This is a genomic window from Serratia sp. D1N4, assembly GCF_054552755.1.
Genome location: NZ_CM137274.1, coordinates 1,441,183 through 1,465,960, shown reverse-complemented (window position 1 = coordinate 1,465,960; position 24,778 = coordinate 1,441,183). Strand labels below are relative to the sequence as shown.

Sequence of the window (24,778 nt, the reverse complement as noted above, 5' to 3'; positions counted from 1 at the left end):
AACGATGAACACCATTTTCCAGACCACCATTACCCATATCGGCGGCTGTGCCCGTGATGCGCTGCTGGATGACATGCTGATCACCTTCCGTGAAGGCGCTCCGGCAGATATCGAAGAGTACTGTTTCATTCATCAACACGGCAACACCGACGGTGATTTACAGGTCGGCGGGGTGATGGAGCTCGGTGAAAACCGTTACCCGATCACCGCCGTCGGTGAAGTTGCCACGCAGAACCTGCGCGAACTGGGCCACGTCACCGTGCGTTTCGACGGCGAGGCACAGGCGGAATTCCCCGGTTCGATCCACGTTACCGGCCCAACGCCTAGCGATATCCCATTAGGCAGCACGCTGAAATTTTCCGCATAAGGAGTACAACATGTCTGAAGTAGCTGTAGTGATTGGCGGTGGCCAAACGTTAGGAGCCTTCCTGTGCCACGGTCTGGCTGAAGCCGGTTACCGCGTGGCGGTGGCGGATCTGAGCGCTGACAACGCCCATCTGGTGGCACAGCAAATCAATCAGGAATACGGTGCCGATCGCGCAATCGGCTTCCAGGCCGATGCCACCGATGAGGCCAGCGTTATTGCGCTGGCAAGTGCGGTTGATCAGGCTTTCGGCCAGACGAATCTGTTAGTGTACAGCGCCGGGATCGCCAAAGCGGCGCCGATCACCGATTTCCAACTGGGTGATTTCGATCGCTCATTGCAAGTGAATCTGGTGGGGTATTTTCTCTGTGCCCGCGAGTTTTCGCGCCTGATGATCCGCGACGGCGTTGCCGGGCGCATCATTCAGATCAACTCTAAATCCGGCAAGGTCGGCAGCAAGCACAACTCTGGCTACAGCGCCGCCAAGTTTGGCGGCGTAGGGTTGACCCAATCGCTGGCGCTCGATCTGGCGGAATATGGCATTACCGTGCACTCATTGATGCTCGGTAACCTGCTCAAATCCCCGATGTTCCAGTCGTTATTGCCGCAATACGCGCAGAAACTGGGGATCAAACCCGAAGAAGTTGAAAAGTATTACACCGACAAAGTGCCGCTCAAACGCGGTTGCGATTATCAGGACGTGCTGAACACCCTGCTGTTCTACGCCAGCGACAAGGCGTCGTACTGCACCGGTCAGTCGATCAACATTACCGGCGGGCAAGTGATGTTCTGATATATATCGGCTGAGGGCGAGATTGTGTCCCCTCACCCCAACCCTCTCCCCAAGGGAGAGGGAGCCGATAAATGCCACGGTTAACGCCGGAGTAAAACAGTGGCACATCCAGTCCCCTCTCTCTGTGGGAGAGGGCTAGGGTGAGGGGAAGATCACCTGACTTTCCCTTCATTTTTACACAGGAGAACAATCTCATGACCAGCGCACTCATTACCTTTGCCATTATCGCCTGGTTGATGCAAATCGCCCTCGGCTGGTGGCAGATCCAACGTTTCAACCGCGCCTTTGATCGCCTGTGCCAGTTGGGCAACGTGGGCGTTGGCCGCTCCGGCGGGCGCTTCAAACCCCGCGTGATACTGGCACTGGCGTTCGATGAACAGCAGCGGGTGTGCGGCAGCATGCTGATGCGCGGCCTGACTATTTTCGCACAGCCTAAACAACTCACCGAGTTGCATGGCATGCGCCAACAGGATTTATGCCCGGATGTGATCTTCCCCGAGGATCAATCATGCAAAACTGCACTATTGTTAGCGATTACACCGAAATCATGATATTTTCACACTAAAAGACATTACCTTTCATAGTGAATTATTCACCGAGAGGAATGGTCAACTTTTGTGAACAGGAATCGCTATGAAACCAAAGCAGCGGCAAGCCGCTATTCTTGAATACTTGCAGCGACATGGCAAAACGGCAGTGGATGCGCTGGCAGAACATTTCTCCACCACCGGTACCACCATCCGTAAAGACCTCACCCTGCTGGAAGAAGAGGGTGATGTGATCCGCACCTACGGCGGTGTGGTGCTCAGCCGTGACGATGGCGATCAACCCATCGATCGCAAAACCCATATCAATACCGAAAAGAAACGCCAGATCGCCTACGCCGCCATCAAACTGATCGACGACGGCGATTCGCTGATCTTCGATGCGGGTAGCACCGTATTACAGATGGTGCCGCATCTGGCGCAGTTCAATAACATCACCGTAATGACCAACAGCCTACATATCGTCAATGCGCTGGTGGAGTTAGACAATGACCAAACCATCCTGATGCCCGGTGGCACCTACCGCAAAAAATCAGCCTCGTTTCACGGCAGCCTGGCCGAATCGGCGTTCCATCAGTTCAGCTTTGATAAACTGTTTATCGGTGCCGACGGGGTCGATCTCAACGCGGGAGTGACCACCTTCAATGAGGTACACAATGTCAGTAAAGCGATGTGTGAAGCTGCCAGCCGCATTGTGCTACTGGTCGACTCCTCCAAATTCGGCCGTAAAAGCCCGAACGTAGTGTGCGAACTGGGCGTAGTGGATACGCTGATCACCGATAAAGGCATCAACCCAAGTTACCTCGCCGCGTTGCAGGCGAAAGGCATCAATATCATTCTGGTAGGAGACGCTGATGAGTAACGCCACTGCCCTGCTTAACTTTGCCCGCGAAACGCTGGAGATTGAACTGGCGGAAGCACAGCGCCTGCTGACCCGGCTGGACGATAATTTTGTCCGTGCCTGCGAACTGCTATTGAACTGCCAAGGTAAAGCGGTGATTTCCGGCATCGGTAAATCCGGCCATATCGGTAAAAAGATTGCCGCATCGCTGGCCAGCACCGGCACGCCGTCGTTCTTCGTCCATCCGGCCGAGGCGCTGCATGGCGATTTAGGCATGATCGGTGCCGACGATGTGGTGATCTTTATCTCTTATTCCGGCCGTGCCAAAGAGCTGGATCTGATCCTGCCGTTGCTGGCGGAAAGCCAGATCCCGGTGATCGCCATCACCGGCGGTAAAGAATCCCCGCTGGCGCTGGGCGCAGCCTGCACGTTGGATATCAGCGTAGAGCGTGAGGCCTGCCCGATGGGATTGGCCCCCACCTCCAGCGCTGTTAACACGCTGATGATGGGCGATGCGTTGGCTATGGCGCTGATGCGCCAACGCGGTTTCAACGCGGAAGATTTTGCCCGCTCTCATCCTGGTGGCAGTTTGGGCGCACGCCTGTTAAACCGCGTCCACCACCTGATGCGCACCGGCGATCGCCTGCCGGTGGTTAAAGAAAGCGTCAACGTGATGGAGGCGATGCTGGAACTGAGCCGCACCGGCCTTGGTCTGGTCGCGGTGTGCGATGCTCAACAGAAAGTTGTGGGCGTATTTACCGACGGTGACCTGCGCCGCTGGCTGGTGAAGGGCAATAGCCTTAACGATGCCTTAAGCCCGGCGATCACCCGCCCCGGCTATCGCCTGCCGGAACAGTGGCGAGCCGGTGAAGCACTGGAAGCCCTACACGAACAACACATCAGCGCGGCCCCGGTCGTTAACCTTGACGGTGTGTTAGTTGGCGCGATCAACCTGCACGACCTGCATCAGGCTGGAGTCGGCTAAGCTTTATGCCGGGCGTTTTCTGCGCCCGGCCAATTTCACCACCAGGCATGAAAATGGTGCACTGGCCCAATACCCTGCCCCACTTCCAGGCTGTCCGCCTGCTGCAACGCTTGTTGCAGATAGGCTTTGGCCTCCATCACCGTTTCAGCCCAATTCTTATGACGCGGTCGCAATGCCGCCAGCGCGGCTGAAAGTGTGCAGCCGGTGCCATGGGTATGCCGAGTCGCCACGCGCGGCGCAGTGAAACGCTGCTCCAGATCGGCAGTGAACAGCCAATCTGGACTCTCGCCTTCGTTCAAGTGCCCCCCTTTTATCAGCACCGCCTGGCAACCCATCGCCAGCAATGCCTGCCCCTGCTCGCGCATTTGCCGTTCGTTCTCGGCCGGTGCGCAAGCCAGCAACGCCGCGGCTTCCGGCAGATTTGGTGTGATAAGGGAAACCAACGGCAATAATTCACGGCGGATAGACTCCACAGCCTCTGGTGCCAGCAGCGGATCGCCGCTTTTGGCCAGCATCACCGTATCGAGCACCACATAAGGCAGTTGATAGTGCCGCAGACGTTCCGCCACCGCCGTGACGATCTCCGCATTGGCTAGCATGCCGATCTTGGCGCTGTCGATACGCACATCGCTGAGTACGGAATCAAGCTGGGCAGCCACAAAGGCCGGATCGATATGATATACCGACTGCACCCCACGGGTGTTTTGCGCCACCAGGGCGGTGATCACGCTGGTACCATAGGCCCCCAGCGCCGAGAACGTTTTCAGATCGGCCTGGATCCCCGCGCCACCGCTCGGATCGGTGCCCGCAATGGTTAAAGCATTAATACGTTTCATTGCAGATCCTCTGGGGTCAGTTGATAAAGCGCATCGAGAAACGCCGGGGTAAAGCTGCCGGGGCCGCTACAGCGTGCCACCGCACGTTCACCGCATAGCGACATCACCCGGCAAGCGGTGGCTACGTTATCCAACCGATCGCCCGGCAGGCTGCAAAAGGCAGCGACTACCGCAGATAGCGCGCAGCCGGTGCCTACCACCCGCGTCATCAGCATATCGCCACCGGTTACGGCCCAATCACGCTCGCCGTCGGTGATGTAATCCACCAGCCCGCTCACCGCCACAATTGCACCGCTGCGCTGGGCCAGTTCACGCGCTGCCGGTAACGCTGCCAGTGAATCGTCATTGCTGTCGACGCCACGGCCGCTGGCCTGCAGACCGCTCAGCGCCATAATCTCCGACGCGTTACCACGGATCGCCGCTGGCCGCAGCCTGAGCAAACACTGGGCAAACTCGGTGCGATAAGCCAGGCCGCCCACCGCCACCGGATCCAACGTCCACGGCTTATCTGCCTGATTGGCGGCCTCAATAGCGGCCAACATCGACTCGGCCCGCGCGCTGTGCAGCGTACCGATATTGATCAGCAGCGCATCCGCCACACGGCTGAACTGTGCGGCTTCGGCAGGCTCGACCACCATCGCCGGAGAAGCCCCCAAGGCCAGCAGGACATTGGCGGTCAATTCCTGTACCACTTCGTTAGTCAGGCAATGAATCAGCGGGAGATGGCGTTTAAATTGGTGAAAACAGGCCGCGGCACGGTTGCCGGGTAACACATCAGGTCGAGTGAACATATTGCTCCCAACCGGCGTTCAAGAAGGCGGGTACCGGTTGGATACCGAGACTTCCCTACGCTGGTATTATCCAGATCAGGTAATACGGGTAAATTCTCAGCCGATTGCATCGGCACCCCGAGTCATTGAAAAATCATCAAATTTTTGTTGGCTGCCTTGCCAACGTCGATCAGGATAATCGCCAAACCTGGGGCTGTAAACCCATTTTAGGGAAGACTACAGGTTGTAGCCTATTTAGCTTAATGACAGGGAATATATTTGCAGGATAAATTTCAAAAAATAATGCATGCATTTTCCATATTAAACATGACGTTATTCTTTATGTTTTGTGCTGATTATGCATCACAACTCAAATTGAAACTTGACAAGGCTGCCGAAAAACCAGCGCAATTAATACTTAAAAATTAATGCCAATATGATTCCCCAATAGGAAGGATCAGACATACTCATTATCTGAAGCTTATTCTATTGCATTGATAAACAGAGATCGGGTAGATTGCTCCCGACCTCATAAGCCGCTGTTGTACTGGCTTAGGAGCAGGGAGTTCGTCTTGTTATTTAGGGATACATATAATGAGTTCTGTACCACAACAAAACACCACCTCGTTTGCTTTCGTTCTCGCCTCTTGGGCAGCACTCCTCGGCGGTTTTGGCGTGTTTCTGCTGGGCCTGTGGAATGCGGAAATGCAATTGAATGAAAAAGGCTATTATTTCGCCGTATTGATATTGGGCCTGTTTACAGCCATAACCATTCAAAAGACGGTCCGCGATCAGCAGGATGGCATTCCAGTGACTCATATTTATAGTATTACTTGCTGGGTGGCTTTTGCGATTGCCGTAGGCCTGTTATGCATCGGTTTGTGGAATGCCAAATTATTATTAAGCGAGAAAGGTTTCTACGGCGTTTCCTTTTTTCTTAGCCTGTTTGGCGCCATTGCGGTGCAGAAAAATACCCGCGATGCGGCCAAAAACTACGGCAGCGAAGCTGAATACAGTGTAGATAAAGATGTAACGATAGAATAATGTATTGCACAGGGGGTTTTAGCCCCCTGATTATTACCCCAGATAAATATCATTTTTACTGTATAATAAGTTTAAACAACCTGCCAGTAACCGCTCTTAGTCGACCCAACTCTTGCTAATCGTTTTTCTTCCTGCAATACCTTGATAGTGCGCTCGATGGTACGGCTACTTACCTTCAACTCACCAGCAAGTTGCACAATAGTCATGGAAGGATTAGCGGTGACAGCGGCTAAGATGCGTTCTGCTGTTCGGCCTAAAGGCTGCGGATTTTCTACCGACATTTCTACCGACATTTCTACCGACATCGCGACAGGAAGCCCTTTCTGCGCATCTATACCTTCAGCTAATGCGCCAACCAGTTTCTCCAGCATAAATGTAATAAATGGCGTACAGTCGCTGGCCCGGTCGCACTCGCCCAATATGTGGTAATACCCTTGGTGTTTTTTCATAAAATAAATCAAATAATTAAAAGCAACCAACCCTCTTGCTTATTACCTGTAACCGGTCCTACATTTAATTATAAATATGAGGAAATTATCCTTTCTGGTCAGTTCACACAATGAAGGTGAAAACTATCAGCAAATTAATCAACTCAATATTGTTACTCGTGACCGTATTGATACCAAGCACCGCAGCCTATGCTGCTAGTGCTACGGATGTTGCCCCCTCTTCGCTGTTCAGCGCAAACAGCACAGACCCTATTGTTCTTGCCCAGCAACATTTTGAGCAGCTTGAATCCTATCAGGTTAAGATCGTTTCCCAATCGGCACTTGGTGAGAATAATGTGATTCGATACAGCTATCGCAAACCCGGCTATGTGCGGATGGATTTTACTGAGCCTCACCCGGGTGCGGTTCTGGTTTATAACCCAAGTAGCGGCACGGTTCGCCTATGGCCATTCGGCCTACATCAATTCCCGGTGCTAAATCTTTCACCGACAGACGCGTTGATACGCGATCAGAACGGCCACCAGGTGGATCAATCGGATGTTGGCACGTTACTGCGCAATATCCGCAGCCTGCAGCAAGGGGGTAAAACTACCATTGTCGGTAAAGAAATCTTGTTGGGGCAACCCGTATTGCACGTATCAATCAATGGCCCAAGCGGTTTTACAGTCAGCGGAGTTCACCGCTCTGAACTCTGGTTAGAGAATAGCCATAGTTTCCCTGTCAAAGTCGTTAGTTATGGCATTAATGGCCACATCATAGAAACCGTATTTATGGATGCAGTAGTGTTCAACCTTCGATTTCCCGATAATTTCTTTACCCCTTGATGCGGAGTTTAACTGCATGGCTGAGTATCGGCTTTACACCACTTGGCGAATCAAAGCACCGCTGCAAGACGTATGGGATACTCTTTACCATCCCGATGTCTGGCCAAGTTGGTGGAAAAACTTAGTGCAGATTGTTGAGATAGAAAAAGGCGATGTGCTTGGTATCGGCGCATTGCATCGCCATACCTGGAAGGGAGTTCTCCCTTATCGGATAACTTTTGATATTCGCATATTAAATATCGTGCCTTTACAGCGTCTTGAAGGGCAAGCCAGTGGTGAAGTTGAAGGGATTGGGCGGTGGATCCTCTCTTATGACGGTACTTACACCCTCGCTCGTTACCATTGGTATATCCGAACCAATGCATTATGGATGAACTGCCTGGCACCGCTTATAGCACCATTATTCCGCTGGAATCATTATGCAGTGATGCGCGAAGGGGCTAGGGGGCTGGCACGTAAATTAGGAACCCGCGTTGAAATGGATTGATGCTGATAGCGATCGACCCTACGACATCTCCAAGTAATGCAAAGGAAACGCCATGCAGATAAGACCCTACCAAGAGGCAGATCGCCCACTTCTGCACCTTGCTGCACGCCGAGCGGCCTTTACTTGGCGCGACACTCGCCATTACCAATTGGAGGATTTTGATCGCTCAACGCGGGGTGAAGGTATATGGGTAGCAGAAAAGGCAGGAAAACTATTGGGATTTGTATCGATTCACCGCGCTGACAACTTCATTCATCACCTGTATGTTGACCCCGATCTACCACCGCAAGGCATCGGCAGCGCATTGCTGCATGCGGCCGAACGCACCTTTACTTCGACCGGTTCGCTAAAATGCCTGGTGAAAAACCAAAAAGCCCTGGCGTTTTACCACAAGCATGGCTGGCAGAATATTGCGGCCGGTTGTGACGGCGGTGAAGAGTATTATCTGCTGCACTGCCCAAAAACACTACGGAGCTGAAGCCACACCTTGGATTTCACCGGTATATCCGGTGCGGGAAATCGCCGTCAGCAATGTCTGATTATCAAAGCCTTCTGGCACAATCACCTCTGCCTGATGCGTTTTCAGGGAGGCTTTAGCTTTAATCACGCCGTCAGTAGCACGCAGTGCCTTATTGATGGAGATAACGCAGAGCGAGCATGTCATATCTTTGATATCGATAGTGACCTTTTGGTTTTCAGCCCATGCCTGCGGTGCCATTAACACCAGAGCCAGCATCAGAAAAAAGCGCTTCTTCATTCCATCAACTCCCACAACCAGGGTAATACATACGGATAGGTCATCAAGGCCAAAAGCAGCGGCACCGATAACCAATAAAGCCAAAGCAATGTCCGGCGACTGACAACATTCACGCAGACAGGACGTGGCGACAGATAAAGGCGCCAGAATCCTCTCAGCATCAAACCGACAGAGAGAACCACCATCGGTAACTGCAACCAGGATAGCGCCGGGATCCCCGTCAATCCGGCAGCGGAAATACCGAACACCAGATAGAGCAGCGGGCCAAGGCAGCAAAGTGTCGATGCGGCGGCTGCAAGCAGAGCCGCCAGCAACGTCACCACGCTGCCCTTAAGGCTGTTCGACAGAGACATAGTCATAACTAAATTCAGCCGGATCGTAGAAATTCAACGGGTCGCCATCCACTTCAGCATAAGGATAACCAAAGTTATTGAGGTCACCCTGTTCTGCCACCGGCGAAAGCGCAAAGTCACGGGCATAGTTAAAGCCCACCCAGTTCATTTCCCAGTTACCGAACAGATAATCACTGACGGCCTCAACGGCTGGATCACCGTTTTCTTTTTTCTCAGTTAAACGCATTTTTGTGACATCGGCCGGATCGGCCGGTAGCCAGCCGAAACCCGCCAGCCAGAACATGGCCCGACAGTGCTGCCCACCGCTGATTTTCGCCACGCCCTGTTCGTCTGCGCTACCAAACGCCTTTTTCGAATAGTTGACGAGCTTGCGGGTTGCCCCCAGACGAATACCAAACATCTCGCGCGCCGGGATGCCGCAGGAACGGCATAACGCGACAAAAACGGAGTTGATGTCGGTACATTTCCCGCCCAGATTGCCGGTTTTGAGAATTTGGCCCACGTCGCCGCTGCCACAGCCGATCACCGAATCGTCGCGATGCATATGGGTTCTTACCCAATCATGAATTAATCGCGCCTGCTTCAGAGGTGATTTCTCGCTACCGATAATCTTCAGCGCCGTTTCTTTCACCAATCCATCCACCGGGATATGGGGCGTAGCGTTGAGATAGGGTTGCACCTCTGCGGGGAAAACCAGATCGGTGTCAGGAAGATGCCATGCGGACAGTTGATTATTCTTCAACGGTTCCCAGTCCAAGGTTTCAATCAGCATTTCCACTTTCATTTCCATCGGGCCTTTTGAATCCGGCCAGGTGGCGAACAACGTTTTGGCCGCGTAACGGTTATTGGCCGTTAGATAAGCCTGCTGATAGTTGCCAGAAAAGGAAATGTGCTTTAGTTGCTGAAAAGCGGTGTCTTCCGGCACCGGGATCCACAGATTAGCCTTACCTTCGGAGCCTGCTGGCGCTTTCAGTCGATAAGTCTGCGTCATCACGAAACGTCTTCTTCTATCTACGCAGGTTGCCGCCGGGATGTCAGCTTTACGCGACTCAGACCAGGCAGGACTAATCAGACCAAAAGAAGATAACGCAGCAGCACCCTTGAGAAAATTACGCCTTTCCATCACATTTCCTTTTTTATTATCAGATAACGCCAAAGCCTTACCCGCTGCCTATGGCGAGGGAAGATAGTACTCACCCGAAGAGCACAAAACAACAGGCTTACCGCCTGATAAAGCATCTGGATTTGAAAGGGAAAATATACGGTAAACATCATGCGAGAAAATGGAGGCTAATCAAAAATAGCTAACAACCTGTTTTAAGAGAAGGTGCCAATATTCAGGTGCAACCCCAGTACTGAATAAAGTTAAATCCTATAAATTGTGGTTTAAATTATTTTTTTGAGCTTAAAACATGAATTAAGAGAATTATGTCGCTTGATCGGATTTCTAGTTAACTCTATAGTTTTGGGTATTAACTAGCCTAATTTGATAAGGTTCCACAATATGTTGGATTTAAGCTTCAGCAAACCGGGTGAGATCGTCAAGCGACTATGCGAACGCCTGCGCACAGAACGGTTGGCGCAGCAGATGACTCAAGCGGATGTGGCTGGTCGTGCTGGCATCGGCACCAATACCGTGTCTAACCTGGAGGCAGGACGCAATGTTGGGTTCGAGAACGTGGTCCGCGTGGCGATGGTTCTAGGCCGAACCAAGGAACTCGAAGGTCTGTTCCTACCTAAGTTGGAGAGCCTCGAAGATATTCGCCGCTACGAAAACAGCGCCCATCGTCACCGTATTAAAAAGAGGCCCAGCAATGCTTGAGCAAGTGAATGTGTACTACGAAGGTTGGGGGGAATGGTGGCTCTGGGGCACATTGATGTCTACGACCGCCCTCACCGGCAGACCACAGATTATGTTTGAGTACAGCAATGAGGCCAGACAGAGAGGTTTGGAGCTATCGTCCTATACCCTTCCACTGGAAGGGATGCAGTTGCGCCGGGGCTTCCCACCCCACCAGTTGGGCCTGCCTGGGCCTGTTTATGACTCGTTACCTGACGGTTGGGGCATGCTGTTAATGGACCGATTGTTCAGACGCCGTGGGCTCACCACTGCACGCATTGGCCCTTTGGAACGACTGACTTACATTGGCAGCAATGCTATGGGTGCCCTGTCGTTCGAACCTGTAGTGCCTGAAGGGCTGGAGTCGCAAGAGCATATGTCACTCAACCTGCTTGCCACTGAAGTGCAGGAAGTGCTCAATGGTAACGATGGGGCATTCCTACAGAGTTTGCTACAGGTGGGGGGTTCGCCTCAGGGTGCCAGACCGAAGGCGCTAATCTATCGCGATCCTCAAACCGGAAAATTTACAACCGCCGTCACACAGGGCTTCGAAGCGTGGCTGGTCAAGTTCCCCGCCAAGGGAGAGCATGCAGAGGTGTGCGCTATCGAAATGGTCTATGCCGAGTGTTTGCGTATGTGCGGTATCCAAACCCCGGACACACAGCATTTCAGTCTGCCCAAAGGAATGGCAGCGTTCGCCAGCAAACGCTTTGACCGCCAAAACGGTCTGCGCGTACCCATGCAAAGTCTCGCCGCTTTTACCGGTGCCGACTACCAGGTTTCGGGTGTTTTGCACTACGTTAACTTCTTACGTGCAACCCAGATGTGTACCAACGATGTGCGAGAGAAAGCATTCGCCTTCGAACGTGCCGTGTTCAATGTCGCGTTCAACAACCGGGACGATCACCCCAAGAACTTCGCCTACCTGATGTCGCCAACTGGCGATTGGAAACTGGCACCGGCTTACGACGTGACCTTCTGCGAGGGGCCTGGTGGGTATCACCAGATGGACGTGATGGGTGAGGCACTGGCGATCGATCGCGCAGCGATGCTCCAACTTGCTGAAGAGGCCGAGGTCTCAGCGGAGGCCGCAAACCGCATCATTGACAGCATTTGCAATGTTGCAGGCCAGTTTGCCAGGATCGCCGATAGCCTGCTTCCACAGGTCATCACCCGAGACACTCTGTACATGATCCAGGGCCGCATTGACCAAAACCTTGCTCTGCTGCGCTAGGGTTACACCGGTTGCAGAAACAAAAAAGCCCGCAATTACGCGGACTTAAACGGTTTTTTTTACGTAGTTGTGCCAGACGTTAACTCATTCCACTCGATAGTTGAAAGAGTATTTAATGCGTTGATTTATAATAGATTTATACCATTAGAAAATATTAACACCGTCAAATCTACCGTGACGGAAAAAGCCTACTTCGCGATAACGATTCTTTCCCGATTTTACCTCTACTCAATGAAGTTCAGCGAGTTGCCTGGGCAACCAGCTTAACCCCAAGAGCAGCACAGACACGGTTAATGGTGTCAAATCGCGGATGAGCATCAGGGCGCAATGCTTTGTAGAGCGCTTCACGGGAAATCCCGGATGCGCTGGCAATGTCGCTCATGCCACGGGCACGGGCAATCGTACCGAGGGCCTGGGCCAGTGCAGCAGGGTCATTTTCTTCCATTACCACGGTCAGGTATTCGGCAAGTGCCTCGGGGCTGTCCAGGTATTCCGTAACATCGAATTCGGGCAGGTTGGAAATTTTCATGGTTCAGTCCTTAAGGGTTGCAGCAAGGGCAATGGCTTCAGCGATGTCTTTCGACTGCGTGGATTTATCCCCACCGCCCAGCATCACAATCAATACGGTTCCGCGCTGGATGTAGTACATACGCCATCCAGCACCAAAGTGTTCACGCATTTCCCATACTCCTTCACCGACAGGCTTACAGTCACCAAGGTTCCCGAACTGGGCCTTTTCGATGCGTCGCGCAAGGCGACGCTTGGTCATACCGTCCTTGATGCTGGACAACCATTCGGTGAATTTGTGAGTGGTTTTGATCGTATACATGTCATTTATTGTAATCGAACGATTACAAAATATCAAAAAAATTGTATTTGGGGAGTTTAAAGTGATGCCTCAACGCTGGGTCGAGGAGCGTTCATTTGCCTGGATTGAAACTAAATCCCCCAAGATCCACGATGCCAGGGATAAGTTATCGTCCCAGATAAACAGCCGTAATCGCTAAACGCTCATGGCCTAATTCACGACTGATGACCTGACGTGCAGCCCGATCCTGAACGCGCTGTTCAGGGGTTAATACCTTGGCGCTCGGTCCTCCGGCAGCAGGTGACTGCCAGCCGGTCAAGGCTTCATACCGCTGTTGTGCATAGCGGTGCCGTAACCCGTGCATATGGCTCAATCCTGCCGCCTTGCACTGCCCGTCATAGGTATGGCGCTGCTGGATGTAAGTTTTATGCGCAGGGATCAACGAACCTGCCCCGGCCAACTGGTGCGCTTCATCGAGTACAGCCCGTTGTTGAGGTGTTGTGAGGGGTACGACCCGTTCACGGCCCCCCTTCGTCCAGGAGCCTTTCAGCAAAATGAAATCACCCTGGTCTGCATAGCCAGGACGAAACTTGATTGCTTCTTCACGACGCAGCCCGAAAGCCTGTTGCAGAGCCAAACACATGCGCACATAGGGATCATTCACCCTGTCCAGGGCATCCCCCAACACCTGCGCTTTGCTCTCCTGGGTGACAAAGCGCCGTTCAGGAATACCGAGCCGGGTATTGTCCGCCGGAATAATCCCGGACTTACCCACTTTCTCAGCCCACCAGCGCAAATGCGCCAGACGGTTTTTGAGCGTACCCGCCGATAAGCCTTCGGCCTGCCAGCGTTGCAGCAAGACATCAATATGTTTGCCCTTGAGCGAAGTTGCCCGCATTTGGCGGAAACCAGCGTCGCGTAACTGGCGGCTGATCAACGTCAGCGATCGCAGCCGGTCAGCTTGGGTCGCATGACTGCCGTCCCGGTTGCGCTGGCAAAGCTGGCGCAGTGTGTAAGTTAAATCATCCATCAAGGCCTCCTGCGGCTCTCGTGTGTGTGCGTGTAGGGTCGAAACTAAGTTTTAATCGGTAAGTGTTATTGCCAACTCGCCAAAGCGAGATCCCCGAAGGGCTGGGGCCAGGTGCTTAGTCACCTGCTGCCTGCATTGAGGCGTCCGCCGTACTCCCTGCGGGGAGATCGAGCGGGGTTGCTGCATGAAAAATTGAGCGCACGGCGCTGTGGAGAACCTCCTGTGTGTGAGAAAAGGGATAGAAAAGGAAGACGAATGGAGTCAGGCATTGCGCACTGAACCATTGCCGGTGAGGGATAAAGCACTTGGGGTGCGGAGAGAAAAACAGGCTAGAATAATCAGGCTCCCCCTATGGGTAAGGGGTTACGCGCATGATGAGCCGGGCGCATAGGAAGGCAGTATCGACAATTTTTTGCCGACCTGACGCTAACTGCCCTGCGTCAGTGCCGGTGAATGAAGCCCACCGGAAAGGCTATTGCACGGCCAGTCTGCCAGGGCATCATCACGCAAACAATAAACAATAGGATACGGCTCTAACCCATATTCTTGCGCGGGTGGTGGGGGCTGTCACTGCGGGGCAGTGACAGCCCCTTTGCGGCAAATGGCTCTGTGTTAACCCCCCAAAACTCCGCTCGCCGCGAGGCAATCGCCGGAGGATGGTTAAACACCCCATCCCCCGGCATTGCCGCCAGCGTCAGGCGTTCCAGTCGCGTCAAGGGTCCGCTTCGCCAGGGTGCTCACCCGGTCTCTTCGAGCTGCGGCTTCACCCCTGCCCTTGACCCGACTTCCACACCCCCGTACTTTAAGCGCCACATCAAAGCGCCATTGATGCTACATCGTGCCGCGACATCATCAGACCTCCCCAGGAAGACAACGGTTGCCGTTGTCTTCCTGGGGAGGCACCAAGCGCAGCGCGGTAGTGATCTATCTGCCAGACTTAAGGGTTGCTCGCGGATTGAACAGCATATCGCGAGGTGATACCTTACGGTTTTATGTCTTTTTCATCTGTTTTGTTCATCGCTGGAGGTCTGTATGCCTATGCTCAATCCCCCTCATCCAGGCGAGGCACTACGCCTGGATGTGTTGCCTGAGATTGGATTGAGCATTACCGCACTGGCGGAGCATCTGGGCTACTCCCGCAGTAATTTGTCCGCAGTGCTAAATGGTCGGGCGACTATCAGTGCAGATCTGGCCTATCGCCTGGAACTGGCTGGCCTGGGTCGAGCACGTCAGTATCTGGCGGAACAGGTTGCGTATGATCTGTGGCAGGCAAAACAGCGTGTCCATCCACTCATCAAGCGACTATCATTTACCAGATTGATTAGTTGAAGGAAGTAATAAGAAAGCATGGAAATTCACAAAAACTCTGACTTGATTCACTTCTCTAGAGCGGGTGATATTTTCCACTATAGGTGGGCTGTAAAACGCTGTCTAAAACTTTTAGATTTCAATACCGACTTAACCCAAATAACTATTGAAGGCTCGAAGGAATCCAAGCTAGCTGGTGAATGTGTTGTAGATTTGGCGGAATACCGCGAGTCTGAAGGCGGAGAAAGGTCTGTAGAGTATTTTCAGTTAAAGCACTCTACTGTGAGAGTAAGCGAACCTTTCACGTTGTCCAAATTAAAGGAAACCATAGAAGGCTTTGCAAAGCGTTTTATGGCTTTAGAGAAGTCTGAAGGTAAATTTACCAGTATCAAAATAACGGTTCTAACGAATCGCTTAATTTCAAATTATTTTAAAAAAAACGTTAAAAAATTAGCAGACGGCGAAGCTGCCCCCAAAGGCTTCATAAGTACCATAGAAAATTATACAAAACTCAAAGGTGTTAAACTTAAACAGTTCTGCCAATGCCTAAACCTAGACGACTCAGAAGGCAATTACGACGAGCAAAAGTTTGATATCCATAAAGAACTGTACAAGTTAACTGTTTCAAGAAATATTCACGATAGGGAAAAACTGCTAGTAGCTAAGGTTTGGGAAAAAATTGAGCCTGGCAAGTCTAAGGTGATCAAACGAGAGGACATGTTGGAAGCATTCGATGCTATAAATATGGATGACTTTTTCCCAGCTCCACCATTATTTGAGCCGATCAAAAACTATATTCCAAGAGAACAACAAACCAGCATTGCCAAATCAATAAGAGCGGCAACAACTCATACCGTAATCACTGCAAGCGGTGGTGTCGGAAAATCGATACTAAGTAACAATATTACCACGGAGTTTACCGAAACATCCGTAGTTGTTGCATACGACTGTTTTGGTAACGGTAGTTACCGAAGAATCAGTGCTAAACGTCATGAGGCTAAACACGCCTACACTCAAATTATAAACACTTTAGCTAAAGAGGGGATGTGTGACCAGGTTATACCTTCAAGAAATGAACCGGATGAATACTGGACAAAAATATTTTTAAGCAGAATTAGCGAAGCTTGTAATACACTTAAATCACAAGATGAGACTGCTCTTTTAGTCATAATATTTGATGCGGCAGATAATGCTGAAATGGCAGCCGAAGAGCAAGGAGCGACTTGTTTCGTAAACTGCCTCCTGAAAGAGATGGTGCCTGATAATTGTAGATTAGTATTTACTTGTAGACCTGAGAGATTAGCTCTTCTTGATCCACCTAGCACAATTAATCGATTACAGCTGTCTACATTTTCAAATGAAGAAACGCTGGCGAACTTAAAAACTAAGTTTCTAACTGCAACCCAAGATCAGGCAATAGAGTTCAATCGTTTAACAGGTGGAAATCCTCGAGTGCAGTCTAGTTCACTGTCACTAAAAACATCGTCGTTAAGCAAACTACTGCTATCTTTCGGTACTAAAACAGTTACCATTGAGGACTTGATTGAAAAGCAATTAGAGCAGTCAATCGAAAGAGTAAAGGATAAATTCCCCAAGAACTATAGAAATAGCATCGACAATATTTGTACTGGACTTGCAGTATTGCCACCATTTGTTCCGATAAGTGTTTTGGCAAATGCAGCTGATGTATCAAAGGACTCGGTAAAAAGTTTTATCGCCGACTTGGGGCACCCTTTATGGCAAATAGATGACACTGTTCAATTCAGGGATGAACCAACGGAGAAGTGGTTCCAAGACAACTACTCTGCGACACCTGAAAAAATATACACCTTCATTCAAGCTATTAAGCCATTGGCGACTGAATTTCCTTATGTATCGGAGGCGCTTCCTCTTCTGTTACTTAAAGCAAATCAGCTAGATGAACTTGTGGAGTTGGCATTATCTAATGAATATCTTCCTTCAATCAGTAAATACGATGATAACCAGGTTAAAGTGCAAAGATTGCAATACGCTTTTAAAGCAGCACTCAAAGCTAGTAAAACCTACGAAGCAGTAAAGCTGGCACTTCTGGCGGGTGAAGAAATCGCTGGCAATGATCGACAACTCAGTATCTTGACTAACAATATAGATTTGGCAGCAATTTTTTTAACGCCAGGCCGCGTACAAGAGTTAGCCCATAGAAAAGAGCTTAGTGGCAACTGGGATGGTTCAGAAATTGTGTACGCAGCGTCGTTGCTATCTACCATTCCCTCATTGAAAGGCGAAGCATACAATTATTTTCGGTCTGCTAATCATTGGCTTCGTCGTTATTTCCAAAAACGAGATGAAGCAAAGAATGAAGAAGAAAGGTTCGATGGGAAGCTTGAAGATATAGAAATCTTAGAGTTAGCTTTTACTCAGTACAGGATTAATGGCTATAAAAAGTGTGTTGATTTCCTGCTCTCATGGACACCACCTAGCTGTATCTACAGAGTTACATCTGACTTGCTTGAAAGACTGATAGATGTTGGCGACTTCGAAAATATTGAATTAATGGCTAGTTACGGAAAAGACGATCCAAGTTTTATAATAGCTGTTACTTCAGAGCTAATGAAAGTAGGAAGAACACCTTCAAGGAGCTGCCTAACTCGTTGCCTTAACCGAATTATTCAACCTAAAACTAGGATAGATCAACCTAGTAATGACATTCATAATACTAGATTTTCAAATGGCGCTTATTTGTCATTTTTTGAGGCTTGTGCCATTCATCGTTTGCCCGCTTCTAACATCAGAAGAGGAGTAAACTATTACTATAATGCTCCTATGCTTTATCGAGTAGCTGACGATCATCAGTATGATGATGCAAGAGAGAACTTTTTACGTTATTTGTCACTTCAAGCAATTTTAAAAAACGACTTTGCTCTCATTTTCGATGACTTTATTCCAAAAAACTGGCAAAGCAAAAATGATACATACGAAGACAAGCGTAAACTGGAAAGAGCGAAGGAACTAATTGGCAAGCTTTTACCTTGGTATATGGTGAGAGCTAAAGCTCTATCTGGATTAGATATAGATTTAAAAGAAGAGCATGAAACTGCGAATTTATTGTCATCCAAAATGGGATATAACTCTTATCGAGAGTATGAACCAGTACCTTTTGAAAGCACCAAAGCAAAATTTCAAAATATTTTATTTTGCAATTCAGGTTATTCGACTGAGCAAGAGTTGTTCTTTGAAAGCTATATCGGCAAAAAACTGAAAATATCATTTCTTGATGATTTTTACCTTCTCAGAGTTAGCTGTAGAAGCGATAAATTTATCGCACTAAGCGAGTCTATTGAAGATTGTTGTCGCATACGTTTAAATAGTTATGACTACGATGAACCACCCGAAACACGTTCAGAACACTTTATTAAGTTATCTAGGGCGGTTCTTACTGTTGGTAGAGATGATGCCGCCGCCTATTTTGACGAAGCACTAAGCAAAGCCACTGAGTTTGGTGAAGAAGGTGTTATACGTTGGGAAGCCTTAACTTCTATTGCCAAGCGTAGTGCACAGATAGAGAAAGATAATCCTGAACTTTCACACCGATATATGAGATGTGCAGAAATGATTGGAGACTCTGTTGCAAGGGAAAAATACTGGGATCGAAACGATGCTGTTTCAACTTGTTTCCAATTGTCAGCAAAGTCAGCATTTCCTATTTTACATCGATGGAAAGACAGAAACGTTGGTTTGCATGATAGACAAATATATCCTCTTGCACACAGTGCAATAGATTCAGAATTGGCACCCCCAGCCGCACTATGGTCATTATCTGCATTTTCGTGGGAATATGGCCTAGAAAAATTTTTAGAAAAATGTCTTGCGAATGAGCCTGTAAAGGCTAATCAACAGAAAATGTTGAATCACTATATTCGGGATTTAAGAATACGCGGATACACTGGTGATAAATGGGCAAAAATCAAAAAATTGGCTAACAAATTTGTATTAGAGTGCTTACCTGAAAAAGAACTTAAACAGTTGGCTATTTCTGATAGGCAAGACAAATCAAGTTATTCACCAAGTAGCTCAAAAAAAGACAAGGATGAAGAGTATCCGTGGAATATGCTTTATGGGCAATTTGATTTATTAACCGATGATGGCTTCACAAATGCGTATCAATATTTTGAAAATCAAGGTTATCCAAGAAAAACTGATAATTTTTGGCAAGGTTGCTTCCAGAAAGTAACATCTAGAAAGTTAGGTTCGTTCTTAAACATCATAGTCCACTCAGAAAAATTGGATTTTTTTGATTTGAGGTGGGCATTTGAACAAATATCTGAGGACTGGAAAAACAAAGCTTCCGTCCAAAAACAATGGAATATCGCCATAAAACATATAGCCTCTCGATTTCCAAGTAAGTTTACGGAGATATATGAAAGACATTATGTGTTAGGTGGGTTCCTAATGAATGAAGCTACCAATGACGCAATTGAAGATGGCGTTAACATAGGTCTTTCAAATTCAGTCGATATTGAGTCATCTAGAGTTTTATTTAGTTTTGCACATTACAGCGCCAACAAGTTAACTGTGGAACAAGCACGAGAAATAATTGATTTTGGGCTTGCAAGGCTTGAAAATTTTCTTGATGAAGATTATGCTGATGGTAGTTGGAATAAACACAAGCAATTACCAAGCGGCCTTCCTCATGCAGTCGCCTGCTATATATATGCAAATCTAGGTTCGCCTCACGCTGAGGAACGGTGGAGAGCTGTACACGCAGTAACGAGACTGTATGATCTTAATTGCCAAAATGAGATTAATTTACTGCTAGATTGTTATATCAAAGGGCTACCTCCATCATATATTCCAACAAAATATGAGTTTTATGACTTGCACGCCAAGCTATATTTGCTTGTCGCTTTGACACGATGCGTTCATAAATCTCCGGAGTTGTTGGTTAGCAGTAAGGACTCGTTTGCCACCATAGCTATCAATAACGAACAAGGAATATTTTTCCAATACTATGCTAAGCAAATATGTTTAGCGTTACAAAATTACAGCTCCGATATTTTTGAAGATACCTTAGCTGATAAGATTCAGCGGGCTTGTACAACTCAGCACCCCACTATAAACGAAAATAAATATCGATACCGTGTCGATACTCCTTGGCATAAAACAGGAAAGTTAGGCGTGCTACCTGATGTTTGGTTTGCTCATGATTTTGATAGGTATTGGTTCGAACCACTAGGTCGTGTTTTTGGTGTATCAGGGCCACAAGTGGAGGACCTTGCAAAATATGTATTACTAAATCAATGGAAAATGAGCTTTGGGTCGTCACATTTGGTAGACTCAAGAGCTGAACTTTGGGAAAGTAGAAGAAACTATCGAGATACATATCACTCGCATTCAAGCTATCCGCAAATTGATAGCTATCCTTTCTACATCTCTTACCACCTTATGCTTGAAGTAGCATCAATGTTGTTAGGTTCAATGCCTGTAATTAAAGATGAAGATTATGATGTTGATTTTTGGGAGGATTGGCTTAGTGGACACCTCATTCTTAATAAAAATAATGCTCTACTAGCTGAGTTTAGAGACCCTATGCCGCTTGAAACGCCAAAATGGCTAAACAATAAATGCGATAAAGATTGGCAATGGCAGATTATTGAAACAGACTTTCTCGATCACTTAGTTGTCAGTGATGATTTTCCCACTTGGCTGAACGTTAATGGAAGTTGGGACAATTATAAGAATGAAAGAAATGAACATGTATCATTCTCATGTGTTTTAGTACCCAAGCATCTCAGTCAGTCACTGCTGTCTACTATAGCAAACTTCGACAATCATATGCATGAGTGTCATTTGGTTAACTTTTGCAAAACTGAAGATGCTTATGGAAAAATAAACAAGTTTCAATGTAAAGAATGGTTGATTACAGAAGGTGAAAACAACGATATTGAATCAAATGATCCTTTTGTTGGTATAATATCCGCACAGCCATATAAGTTAAAAAAATTTGTAACCGAACAAATTAAAGTCAAACATTGTGACGATTACAAAACCTATAGCTTGTCATCTAACGATAGCCTATGCCTCAAAAATACATACTGGAGCGAAGATAAGCCTAATGACTCAAACTCATATATCAGCTCTGGTCGCCTAGCACTAGTGTCGCTAAAGTTTTTAAAATTAATTTGCAATACACTGAATGTAGATATTGCTATCCAAGTGAATATTCAGCGGACTTTTAAAAACTCTTATAGAAATAAAAAAAATGAAGACGAGCTCGGATACATACCAAGTTACAGTAAAACCTTCATCTTATCTGGGGACGGAAAACTAAGAGACATCAGAAAAAGTTATCAGCTTAGGTAAAAAGTTTGACCTTAGTTCGTCTTGCTTAGATGATCCTGTGCCTGCTTCGCGTATATTGCTTTCAGGTTAACTCTAAAAAATTCTGAAAGCATAGTGTTATAAGCATAGCAACTCTACACTTTATACTCTTCAACCCACCGATCCACCATATCGGCCCAATCCTGCAAAAGCTGTTTTCTTTGCTCCGCGTATTCAGCCTTGTTATACACCGCCCTTACCCCTCGCTGTTCGTGAGCCAAGGCTTTCTCAATCCAGTCCGAGTTGTATCCCGCTTCATGCAAGTGCGTGGATGCTGTGCGCCGCATATCATGGATAGTGAAATCAGCCAGCGGCAAACCCTGCTTTTGAGCTAAAGCAATCGCATGATTCGCCGCACGGTTTAGAGAACTCAGCGCTATTGTTCCGTGCTGAGATTGCCCGAAACTTGGCATAACAAACGGGGAGCCGTCCGCCAAAATATGCAGTTGCATAAGCAGATCCAGGGCTTGGTGGGACAGATAGACAACATGCGGACGCCCTGCTCCATGGCGGCTGGCTTTCATTCTTTCGGCTGGAATTACCCATTCTGCCGTAACAAAATCTATTTCATCCCAGGTAGCGTTGACGATAGAGTTCTTTCTAATCATGGTCAGCATGACTATCTTGAGCGCCACCTTCAGCGCATGGGACGTTTGAGCATTTTTCAGCGTATTAAAGAACAGGCCAATTTCTCTTTTGGATAAGGCCCTGTCTCTGGGTTTGAATGTTGCAATGGTCGAAGGGGCCACATGGTCCGCAGGATTTTCGCATTTAACGCCCCTGGCTTTTGCGTAGGTAAATACGTTGCCCACAATATCGCGTGTCTTGACGGCAGACGCTGAAGCCCCCCTATCCTTAATCTTTTCGCAGTGATTGCGCAGCATATCCGGGGTGATTTCACTCAACAGCTTTTTGCTGAATTTTGGTCTGACATCACGCTTGATGATGCCCTCTACGATATTGCGCGTACTGTCCTTGTAGTCAGCATCCTGAAACCAGCGTTCAAGCCAGTCACCGAAATAGGTCGATTTTGTCTGCTCTTTCTGCCGTTGCTTTTCAGCCGCAGGAGATAGCCCTTGAGCGATGAGCTTCTTTGCCTCGCGTAATCTTTCCCTCGCATCTGATAGCGTTATCTGATCATACCTACCGAGTGCGAGCGTTTCACGTCTGCCATTTATGCTGTAGTCGTAACGAAACGACACGGTTCCAGAAGGTAACACGGCAACATACAGCCCATCACGATCGACAACTTTGTAAAGCCGATCTTTTGCTTTCAGCACTTTTAATTTGCTATCCGTCAGCATCTTCGCCTCCTCACACTTGTGAAAAATACCGTCAATCGAAACGGTATTTTTTCCAATTTATCACAAATAATGAAAAGTGATACCGTTAAAAATCACGGTATCAAAGAGCGGATTTCAATGGATTTAGGTGGTTTTCAGAAAACAAAAAAACCAGTCAATCAATTGATTTAACTGGCTTTTTAAGACGTTAATGGCCTTCAGAAGATGCTAAAAACTTATTCCCACTCAATCGTCGCCGGTGGCTTACCGCTGATATCATAAACCACACGGGAAATGCCGTTCACTTCGTTGATGATACGGTTGGACACGCGGCCGAGGAACTCATACGGCAGGTGCGCCCAGTGCGCAGTCATAAAGTCGATGGTTTCTACCGCACGCAGTGAAACCACCCAATCATATTTACGGCCATCGCCCATCACGCCGACTGAACGCACTGGCAGGAACACGGTGAACGCTTGGCTGACCTTGTTGTACAGGTCCGCTTTGTGCAGCTCTTCGATGAAGATCGCATCGGCGCGGCGCAGCAGGTCGCAGTACTCTTTCTTCACTTCGCCCAGCACGCGCACGCCCAAACCTGGCCCTGGGAACGGGTGGCGATACAGCATGTCGTACGGCAGGCCCAGTTCCAGACCGATCTTGCGCACTTCGTCTTTGAACAGCTCTTTCAGCGGCTCAACCAAGCCCAGCTTCATCTCTTTCGGCAGGCCACCGACGTTGTGATGCGATTTAATCACGTGCGCTTTACCGGTAGCAGAAGCGGCGGATTCGATCACGTCCGGGTAGATAGTACCCTGCGCCAGCCATTTCACTTCGCTCTGCTTGCAGGCCTCTTCATCGAACACTTCGACAAATACGCGACCGATGATTTTACGTTTGGCTTCTGGCTCATCCACACCCGCCAGCGCGCTCAGGAAGCGGTTCTCTGCCGCAACGTGCACAATGTTCAGGCCGAAGTGATCGCCGAACATTTCCAGCACCTGATCGGCTTCGTTCAGGCGCAGCAGGCCGTTGTCGACAAACACGCAGGTCAGGCGTTTGCCGATCGCGCGGTGCAACAGCATCGCGGTAACGGAAGAATCCACGCCGCCGGACAGGCCGAGGATCACGTGATCTTCACCTATCTGCTCACGCAGCCGCTCAATGGCATCTTCGATGATGGTGGCTGGCGTCCACAGGGCTTCACAGCCACAAATGTCCAACACGAAGCGCTCCAGCATGCGCTGGCCCTGGCGAGTATGCGTCACTTCCGGGTGGAACTGTACGCCATAGAAGCGTTTTTCTTCGTTGGCCATAATGGCGAACGGGCAGGTATCGGTGCTGGCTACGGTGACGAAATCAGCCGGGATGGCGGTCACTTTGTCACCGTGGCTCATCCACACATCCAGCAGCGGTTTGCCCGCCGGGCTGACGGCGTCTTCAATGTCGCGCACCAGCGCGCTTTTGGTGGTGATTTCTACCTGCGCATAGCCGAACTCACGCTCGTTGGAGCCTTGAACATGGCCACCCAACTGCATCGCCATGGTCTGCATGCCATAGCACACGCCCAACACCGGTACACCGGCGGTGAAGACGTATTCTGGCGCACGCGGGCTGTTGTGCTCGGTGGTGCTTTCCGGGCCACCGGAAAGAATAATGCCGCTTGGGTTGAATTCGCGGATCTGCTCTTCGCTCACGTCCCAGGCCCACAGTTCGCAGTAAACGCCGATCTCACGCACGCGGCGGGCAACCAGCTGGGTATATTGCGAACCGAAGTCCAGAATGAGGATGCGATGCTTATGAATATTTTTTGACATGTGAGGCAAATTCCAGCAACAAAGAAAAAATGCAAAAAAATGTATTTAGGGTGAGG

Annotated in this window: 24 protein-coding genes and 1 riboswitch; of the genes, 13 read left to right on the top strand and 11 right to left on the bottom strand. The window is 49.0% G+C overall.

Annotated elements, in window-relative coordinates; genetic code table 11:
• Positions 1–4 precede the first annotated feature (4 nt).
• The 5 genes from srlB to gutQ all read left to right on the top strand — a co-directional run bounded on the left by srlB (position 5) and on the right by gutQ (position 3,528).
• A complete protein-coding gene (gene srlB, locus ACX1CU_RS06325) occupies positions 5–367 on the top strand; it encodes a PTS glucitol/sorbitol transporter subunit IIA (RefSeq protein WP_459401745.1) in 363 nt (120 codons plus the stop codon).
• Positions 368–377: 10 nt separating this feature from the next.
• Complete coding sequence (gene srlD, locus ACX1CU_RS06320) at positions 378–1,157, top strand: sorbitol-6-phosphate dehydrogenase (protein WP_459401744.1); 780 nt, start codon at positions 378–380, stop codon at positions 1,155–1,157.
• A 194-nt stretch (positions 1,158–1,351) separates the two neighbouring features.
• Positions 1,352–1,708 carry a transcriptional regulator GutM gene (gutM, locus tag ACX1CU_RS06315; protein ID WP_459401743.1) on the top strand — a complete coding sequence of 119 codons (357 nt, stop codon included), beginning with the start codon at positions 1,352–1,354 and terminating at the stop codon, positions 1,706–1,708.
• Between the two features lie 82 nt (positions 1,709–1,790).
• Entirely contained in the window at positions 1,791–2,564 is a 774-nt protein-coding gene (srlR, locus tag ACX1CU_RS06310; protein WP_459401742.1) for a glucitol operon DNA-binding transcriptional repressor SrlR, read from the top strand.
• A complete protein-coding gene (gene gutQ / locus ACX1CU_RS06305) occupies positions 2,557–3,528 on the top strand; it encodes an arabinose-5-phosphate isomerase GutQ (RefSeq protein ID WP_459401741.1) in 972 nt (323 codons plus the stop codon). Before srlR ends, gutQ begins: the two co-directional genes overlap by 8 nt.
• Positions 3,529–3,563: 35 nt before the next feature.
• Here gutQ and thiD read toward each other — a convergent pair whose 3' ends face one another.
• Positions 3,564–4,364, bottom strand: a complete 801-nt coding sequence (thiD, locus tag ACX1CU_RS06300) for a bifunctional hydroxymethylpyrimidine kinase/phosphomethylpyrimidine kinase (RefSeq protein ID WP_459401740.1) — start codon at positions 4,362–4,364, stop codon at positions 3,564–3,566.
• The gene (thiM, locus tag ACX1CU_RS06295) at positions 4,361–5,155 is read right to left on the bottom strand and encodes a hydroxyethylthiazole kinase (RefSeq protein ID WP_459401739.1); all 795 of its coding nucleotides are present in this window, start codon (positions 5,153–5,155) and stop codon (positions 4,361–4,363) included. The genes thiD and thiM overlap by 4 nt, the downstream gene beginning before the upstream one ends.
• Before the next feature lie 35 nt (positions 5,156–5,190).
• Positions 5,191–5,285, bottom strand: a riboswitch (TPP riboswitch).
• Positions 5,286–5,728: 443 nt separating this feature from the next.
• Between thiM and yiaA the strand changes: the two genes are divergently transcribed.
• A complete protein-coding gene (gene yiaA / locus ACX1CU_RS06290; protein WP_459401738.1) occupies positions 5,729–6,178 on the top strand; it encodes an inner membrane protein YiaA in 450 nt (149 codons plus the stop codon).
• Between the two features lie 71 nt (positions 6,179–6,249).
• On the opposite strand, the gene ACX1CU_RS06285 is transcribed toward yiaA, so the two are convergent.
• Positions 6,250–6,627 (bottom strand): HTH domain-containing protein, encoded by a 378-nt coding sequence (locus tag ACX1CU_RS06285; protein ID WP_459401737.1) that lies wholly within the window; start codon positions 6,625–6,627, stop codon positions 6,250–6,252.
• A 110-nt stretch (positions 6,628–6,737) separates the two neighbouring features.
• On the opposite strand from ACX1CU_RS06285, the gene ACX1CU_RS06280 reads away from it, so the two are divergent.
• Genes ACX1CU_RS06280 through ACX1CU_RS06270 form a run of 3 tightly spaced genes read left to right on the top strand, consistent with a single transcriptional unit; the run spans position 6,738 to position 8,416 of the window.
• The gene (locus ACX1CU_RS06280; protein ID WP_459401736.1) at positions 6,738–7,451 is read left to right on the top strand and encodes a LolA family protein; all 714 of its coding nucleotides are present in this window, start codon (positions 6,738–6,740) and stop codon (positions 7,449–7,451) included.
• Between the two features lie 16 nt (positions 7,452–7,467).
• The gene (locus tag ACX1CU_RS06275) at positions 7,468–7,938 is read left to right on the top strand and encodes an SRPBCC family protein (RefSeq protein WP_459401735.1); all 471 of its coding nucleotides are present in this window, start codon (positions 7,468–7,470) and stop codon (positions 7,936–7,938) included.
• A gap of 52 nt (positions 7,939–7,990) precedes the next feature.
• Positions 7,991–8,416, top strand: coding sequence for a GNAT family N-acetyltransferase (locus tag ACX1CU_RS06270; protein WP_459401734.1), 426 nt, complete (start codon positions 7,991–7,993; stop codon positions 8,414–8,416).
• Here the strand turns inward: ACX1CU_RS06270 and ACX1CU_RS06265 are convergent.
• Genes ACX1CU_RS06265 through ACX1CU_RS06255 form a run of 3 tightly spaced genes read right to left on the bottom strand, consistent with a single transcriptional unit; the run spans position 8,405 to position 10,171 of the window.
• On the bottom strand, positions 8,405–8,695 hold the full coding sequence (locus ACX1CU_RS06265) for a heavy-metal-associated domain-containing protein (protein WP_459401733.1): 291 nt from the start codon (positions 8,693–8,695) through the stop codon (positions 8,405–8,407). The genes ACX1CU_RS06270 and ACX1CU_RS06265 overlap by 12 nt on opposite strands.
• The gene (locus ACX1CU_RS06260) at positions 8,692–9,054 is read right to left on the bottom strand and encodes a mercuric transporter MerT family protein (RefSeq protein ID WP_459401732.1); all 363 of its coding nucleotides are present in this window, start codon (positions 9,052–9,054) and stop codon (positions 8,692–8,694) included. The genes ACX1CU_RS06265 and ACX1CU_RS06260 overlap by 4 nt, the downstream gene beginning before the upstream one ends.
• The gene (locus ACX1CU_RS06255; RefSeq protein WP_459401731.1) at positions 9,026–10,171 is read right to left on the bottom strand and encodes a transglutaminase-like domain-containing protein; all 1,146 of its coding nucleotides are present in this window, start codon (positions 10,169–10,171) and stop codon (positions 9,026–9,028) included. The genes ACX1CU_RS06260 and ACX1CU_RS06255 overlap by 29 nt, the downstream gene beginning before the upstream one ends.
• Before the next feature lie 381 nt (positions 10,172–10,552).
• On the opposite strand from ACX1CU_RS06255, the gene ACX1CU_RS06250 reads away from it, so the two are divergent.
• Positions 10,553–10,870, top strand: a complete 318-nt coding sequence (locus ACX1CU_RS06250; protein WP_459401730.1) for a helix-turn-helix domain-containing protein — start codon at positions 10,553–10,555, stop codon at positions 10,868–10,870.
• The gene (locus ACX1CU_RS06245; RefSeq protein WP_459401729.1) at positions 10,863–12,122 is read left to right on the top strand and encodes a type II toxin-antitoxin system HipA family toxin; all 1,260 of its coding nucleotides are present in this window, start codon (positions 10,863–10,865) and stop codon (positions 12,120–12,122) included. Before ACX1CU_RS06250 ends, ACX1CU_RS06245 begins: the two co-directional genes overlap by 8 nt.
• Positions 12,123–12,360: 238 nt before the next feature.
• On the opposite strand, the gene ACX1CU_RS06240 is transcribed toward ACX1CU_RS06245, so the two are convergent.
• From ACX1CU_RS06240 to ACX1CU_RS06230, 3 genes are all read right to left on the bottom strand, one after another.
• Positions 12,361–12,651, bottom strand: coding sequence for an addiction module antidote protein (locus ACX1CU_RS06240; RefSeq protein ID WP_223498199.1), 291 nt, complete (start codon positions 12,649–12,651; stop codon positions 12,361–12,363).
• 3 nt (positions 12,652–12,654) lie between these two features.
• The gene (locus ACX1CU_RS06235) at positions 12,655–12,951 is read right to left on the bottom strand and encodes a type II toxin-antitoxin system RelE/ParE family toxin (protein ID WP_459401728.1); all 297 of its coding nucleotides are present in this window, start codon (positions 12,949–12,951) and stop codon (positions 12,655–12,657) included.
• A gap of 145 nt (positions 12,952–13,096) precedes the next feature.
• Positions 13,097–13,960 carry a phage integrase N-terminal domain-containing protein gene (locus ACX1CU_RS06230; protein WP_459401727.1) on the bottom strand — a complete coding sequence of 288 codons (864 nt, stop codon included), beginning with the start codon at positions 13,958–13,960 and terminating at the stop codon, positions 13,097–13,099.
• Positions 13,961–14,992: 1,032 nt separating this feature from the next.
• Here ACX1CU_RS06230 and ACX1CU_RS06225 point away from each other — a divergent pair.
• Together ACX1CU_RS06225 and ACX1CU_RS06220 are read left to right on the top strand one after the other, a co-directional pair.
• Positions 14,993–15,289 (top strand): HigA family addiction module antitoxin, encoded by a 297-nt coding sequence (locus ACX1CU_RS06225; RefSeq protein WP_459401726.1) that lies wholly within the window; start codon positions 14,993–14,995, stop codon positions 15,287–15,289.
• 18 nt (positions 15,290–15,307) lie between these two features.
• Positions 15,308–21,607, top strand: coding sequence for a hypothetical protein (locus tag ACX1CU_RS06220; protein WP_459401725.1), 6,300 nt, complete (start codon positions 15,308–15,310; stop codon positions 21,605–21,607).
• 113 nt (positions 21,608–21,720) lie between these two features.
• Here the strand turns inward: ACX1CU_RS06220 and ACX1CU_RS06215 are convergent, their stop codons facing one another.
• Positions 21,721–22,929: a tyrosine-type recombinase/integrase gene (locus tag ACX1CU_RS06215; RefSeq protein ID WP_459401724.1), complete on the bottom strand. Its 1,209-nt coding sequence runs from the start codon at positions 22,927–22,929 to the stop codon at positions 21,721–21,723.
• Positions 22,930–23,144: 215 nt separating this feature from the next.
• Entirely contained in the window at positions 23,145–24,722 is a 1,578-nt protein-coding gene (gene guaA, locus ACX1CU_RS06210; RefSeq protein WP_459401723.1) for a glutamine-hydrolyzing GMP synthase, read from the bottom strand.
• Positions 24,723–24,778 lie beyond the last annotated feature (56 nt).

Coding starts and splice junctions, on each gene's coding strand:
- guaA (WP_459401723.1), bottom strand. CDS start 24,722: ATGTCAAAAAATATTCATAAGCATCGCATCCTCATTCTGGACTTCGGT.
- ACX1CU_RS06245 (WP_459401729.1), top strand. CDS start 10,863: ATGCTTGAGCAAGTGAATGTGTACTACGAAGGTTGGGGGGAATGGTGG.
- thiD (WP_459401740.1), bottom strand. CDS start 4,364: ATGAAACGTATTAATGCTTTAACCATTGCGGGCACCGATCCGAGCGGT.
- ACX1CU_RS06255 (WP_459401731.1), bottom strand. CDS start 10,171: ATGGAAAGGCGTAATTTTCTCAAGGGTGCTGCTGCGTTATCTTCTTTT.
- srlD (WP_459401744.1), top strand. CDS start 378: ATGTCTGAAGTAGCTGTAGTGATTGGCGGTGGCCAAACGTTAGGAGCC.
- srlR (WP_459401742.1), top strand. CDS start 1,791: ATGAAACCAAAGCAGCGGCAAGCCGCTATTCTTGAATACTTGCAGCGA.
- srlB (WP_459401745.1), top strand. CDS start 5: ATGAACACCATTTTCCAGACCACCATTACCCATATCGGCGGCTGTGCC.
- ACX1CU_RS06215 (WP_459401724.1), bottom strand. CDS start 22,929: ATGCTGACGGATAGCAAATTAAAAGTGCTGAAAGCAAAAGATCGGCTT.
- ACX1CU_RS06270 (WP_459401734.1), top strand. CDS start 7,991: ATGCAGATAAGACCCTACCAAGAGGCAGATCGCCCACTTCTGCACCTT.
- ACX1CU_RS06225 (WP_459401726.1), top strand. CDS start 14,993: ATGCCTATGCTCAATCCCCCTCATCCAGGCGAGGCACTACGCCTGGAT.
- ACX1CU_RS06235 (WP_459401728.1), bottom strand. CDS start 12,951: ATGTATACGATCAAAACCACTCACAAATTCACCGAATGGTTGTCCAGC.
- ACX1CU_RS06230 (WP_459401727.1), bottom strand. CDS start 13,960: ATGGATGATTTAACTTACACACTGCGCCAGCTTTGCCAGCGCAACCGG.
- ACX1CU_RS06265 (WP_459401733.1), bottom strand. CDS start 8,695: ATGAAGAAGCGCTTTTTTCTGATGCTGGCTCTGGTGTTAATGGCACCG.
- gutQ (WP_459401741.1), top strand. CDS start 2,557: ATGAGTAACGCCACTGCCCTGCTTAACTTTGCCCGCGAAACGCTGGAG.
- yiaA (WP_459401738.1), top strand. CDS start 5,729: ATGAGTTCTGTACCACAACAAAACACCACCTCGTTTGCTTTCGTTCTC.
- ACX1CU_RS06260 (WP_459401732.1), bottom strand. CDS start 9,054: ATGACTATGTCTCTGTCGAACAGCCTTAAGGGCAGCGTGGTGACGTTG.
- ACX1CU_RS06220 (WP_459401725.1), top strand. CDS start 15,308: ATGGAAATTCACAAAAACTCTGACTTGATTCACTTCTCTAGAGCGGGT.
- ACX1CU_RS06280 (WP_459401736.1), top strand. CDS start 6,738: ATGAAGGTGAAAACTATCAGCAAATTAATCAACTCAATATTGTTACTC.
- thiM (WP_459401739.1), bottom strand. CDS start 5,155: ATGTTCACTCGACCTGATGTGTTACCCGGCAACCGTGCCGCGGCCTGT.
- ACX1CU_RS06285 (WP_459401737.1), bottom strand. CDS start 6,627: ATGAAAAAACACCAAGGGTATTACCACATATTGGGCGAGTGCGACCGG.
- ACX1CU_RS06240 (WP_223498199.1), bottom strand. CDS start 12,651: ATGAAAATTTCCAACCTGCCCGAATTCGATGTTACGGAATACCTGGAC.
- ACX1CU_RS06275 (WP_459401735.1), top strand. CDS start 7,468: ATGGCTGAGTATCGGCTTTACACCACTTGGCGAATCAAAGCACCGCTG.
- gutM (WP_459401743.1), top strand. CDS start 1,352: ATGACCAGCGCACTCATTACCTTTGCCATTATCGCCTGGTTGATGCAA.
- ACX1CU_RS06250 (WP_459401730.1), top strand. CDS start 10,553: ATGTTGGATTTAAGCTTCAGCAAACCGGGTGAGATCGTCAAGCGACTA.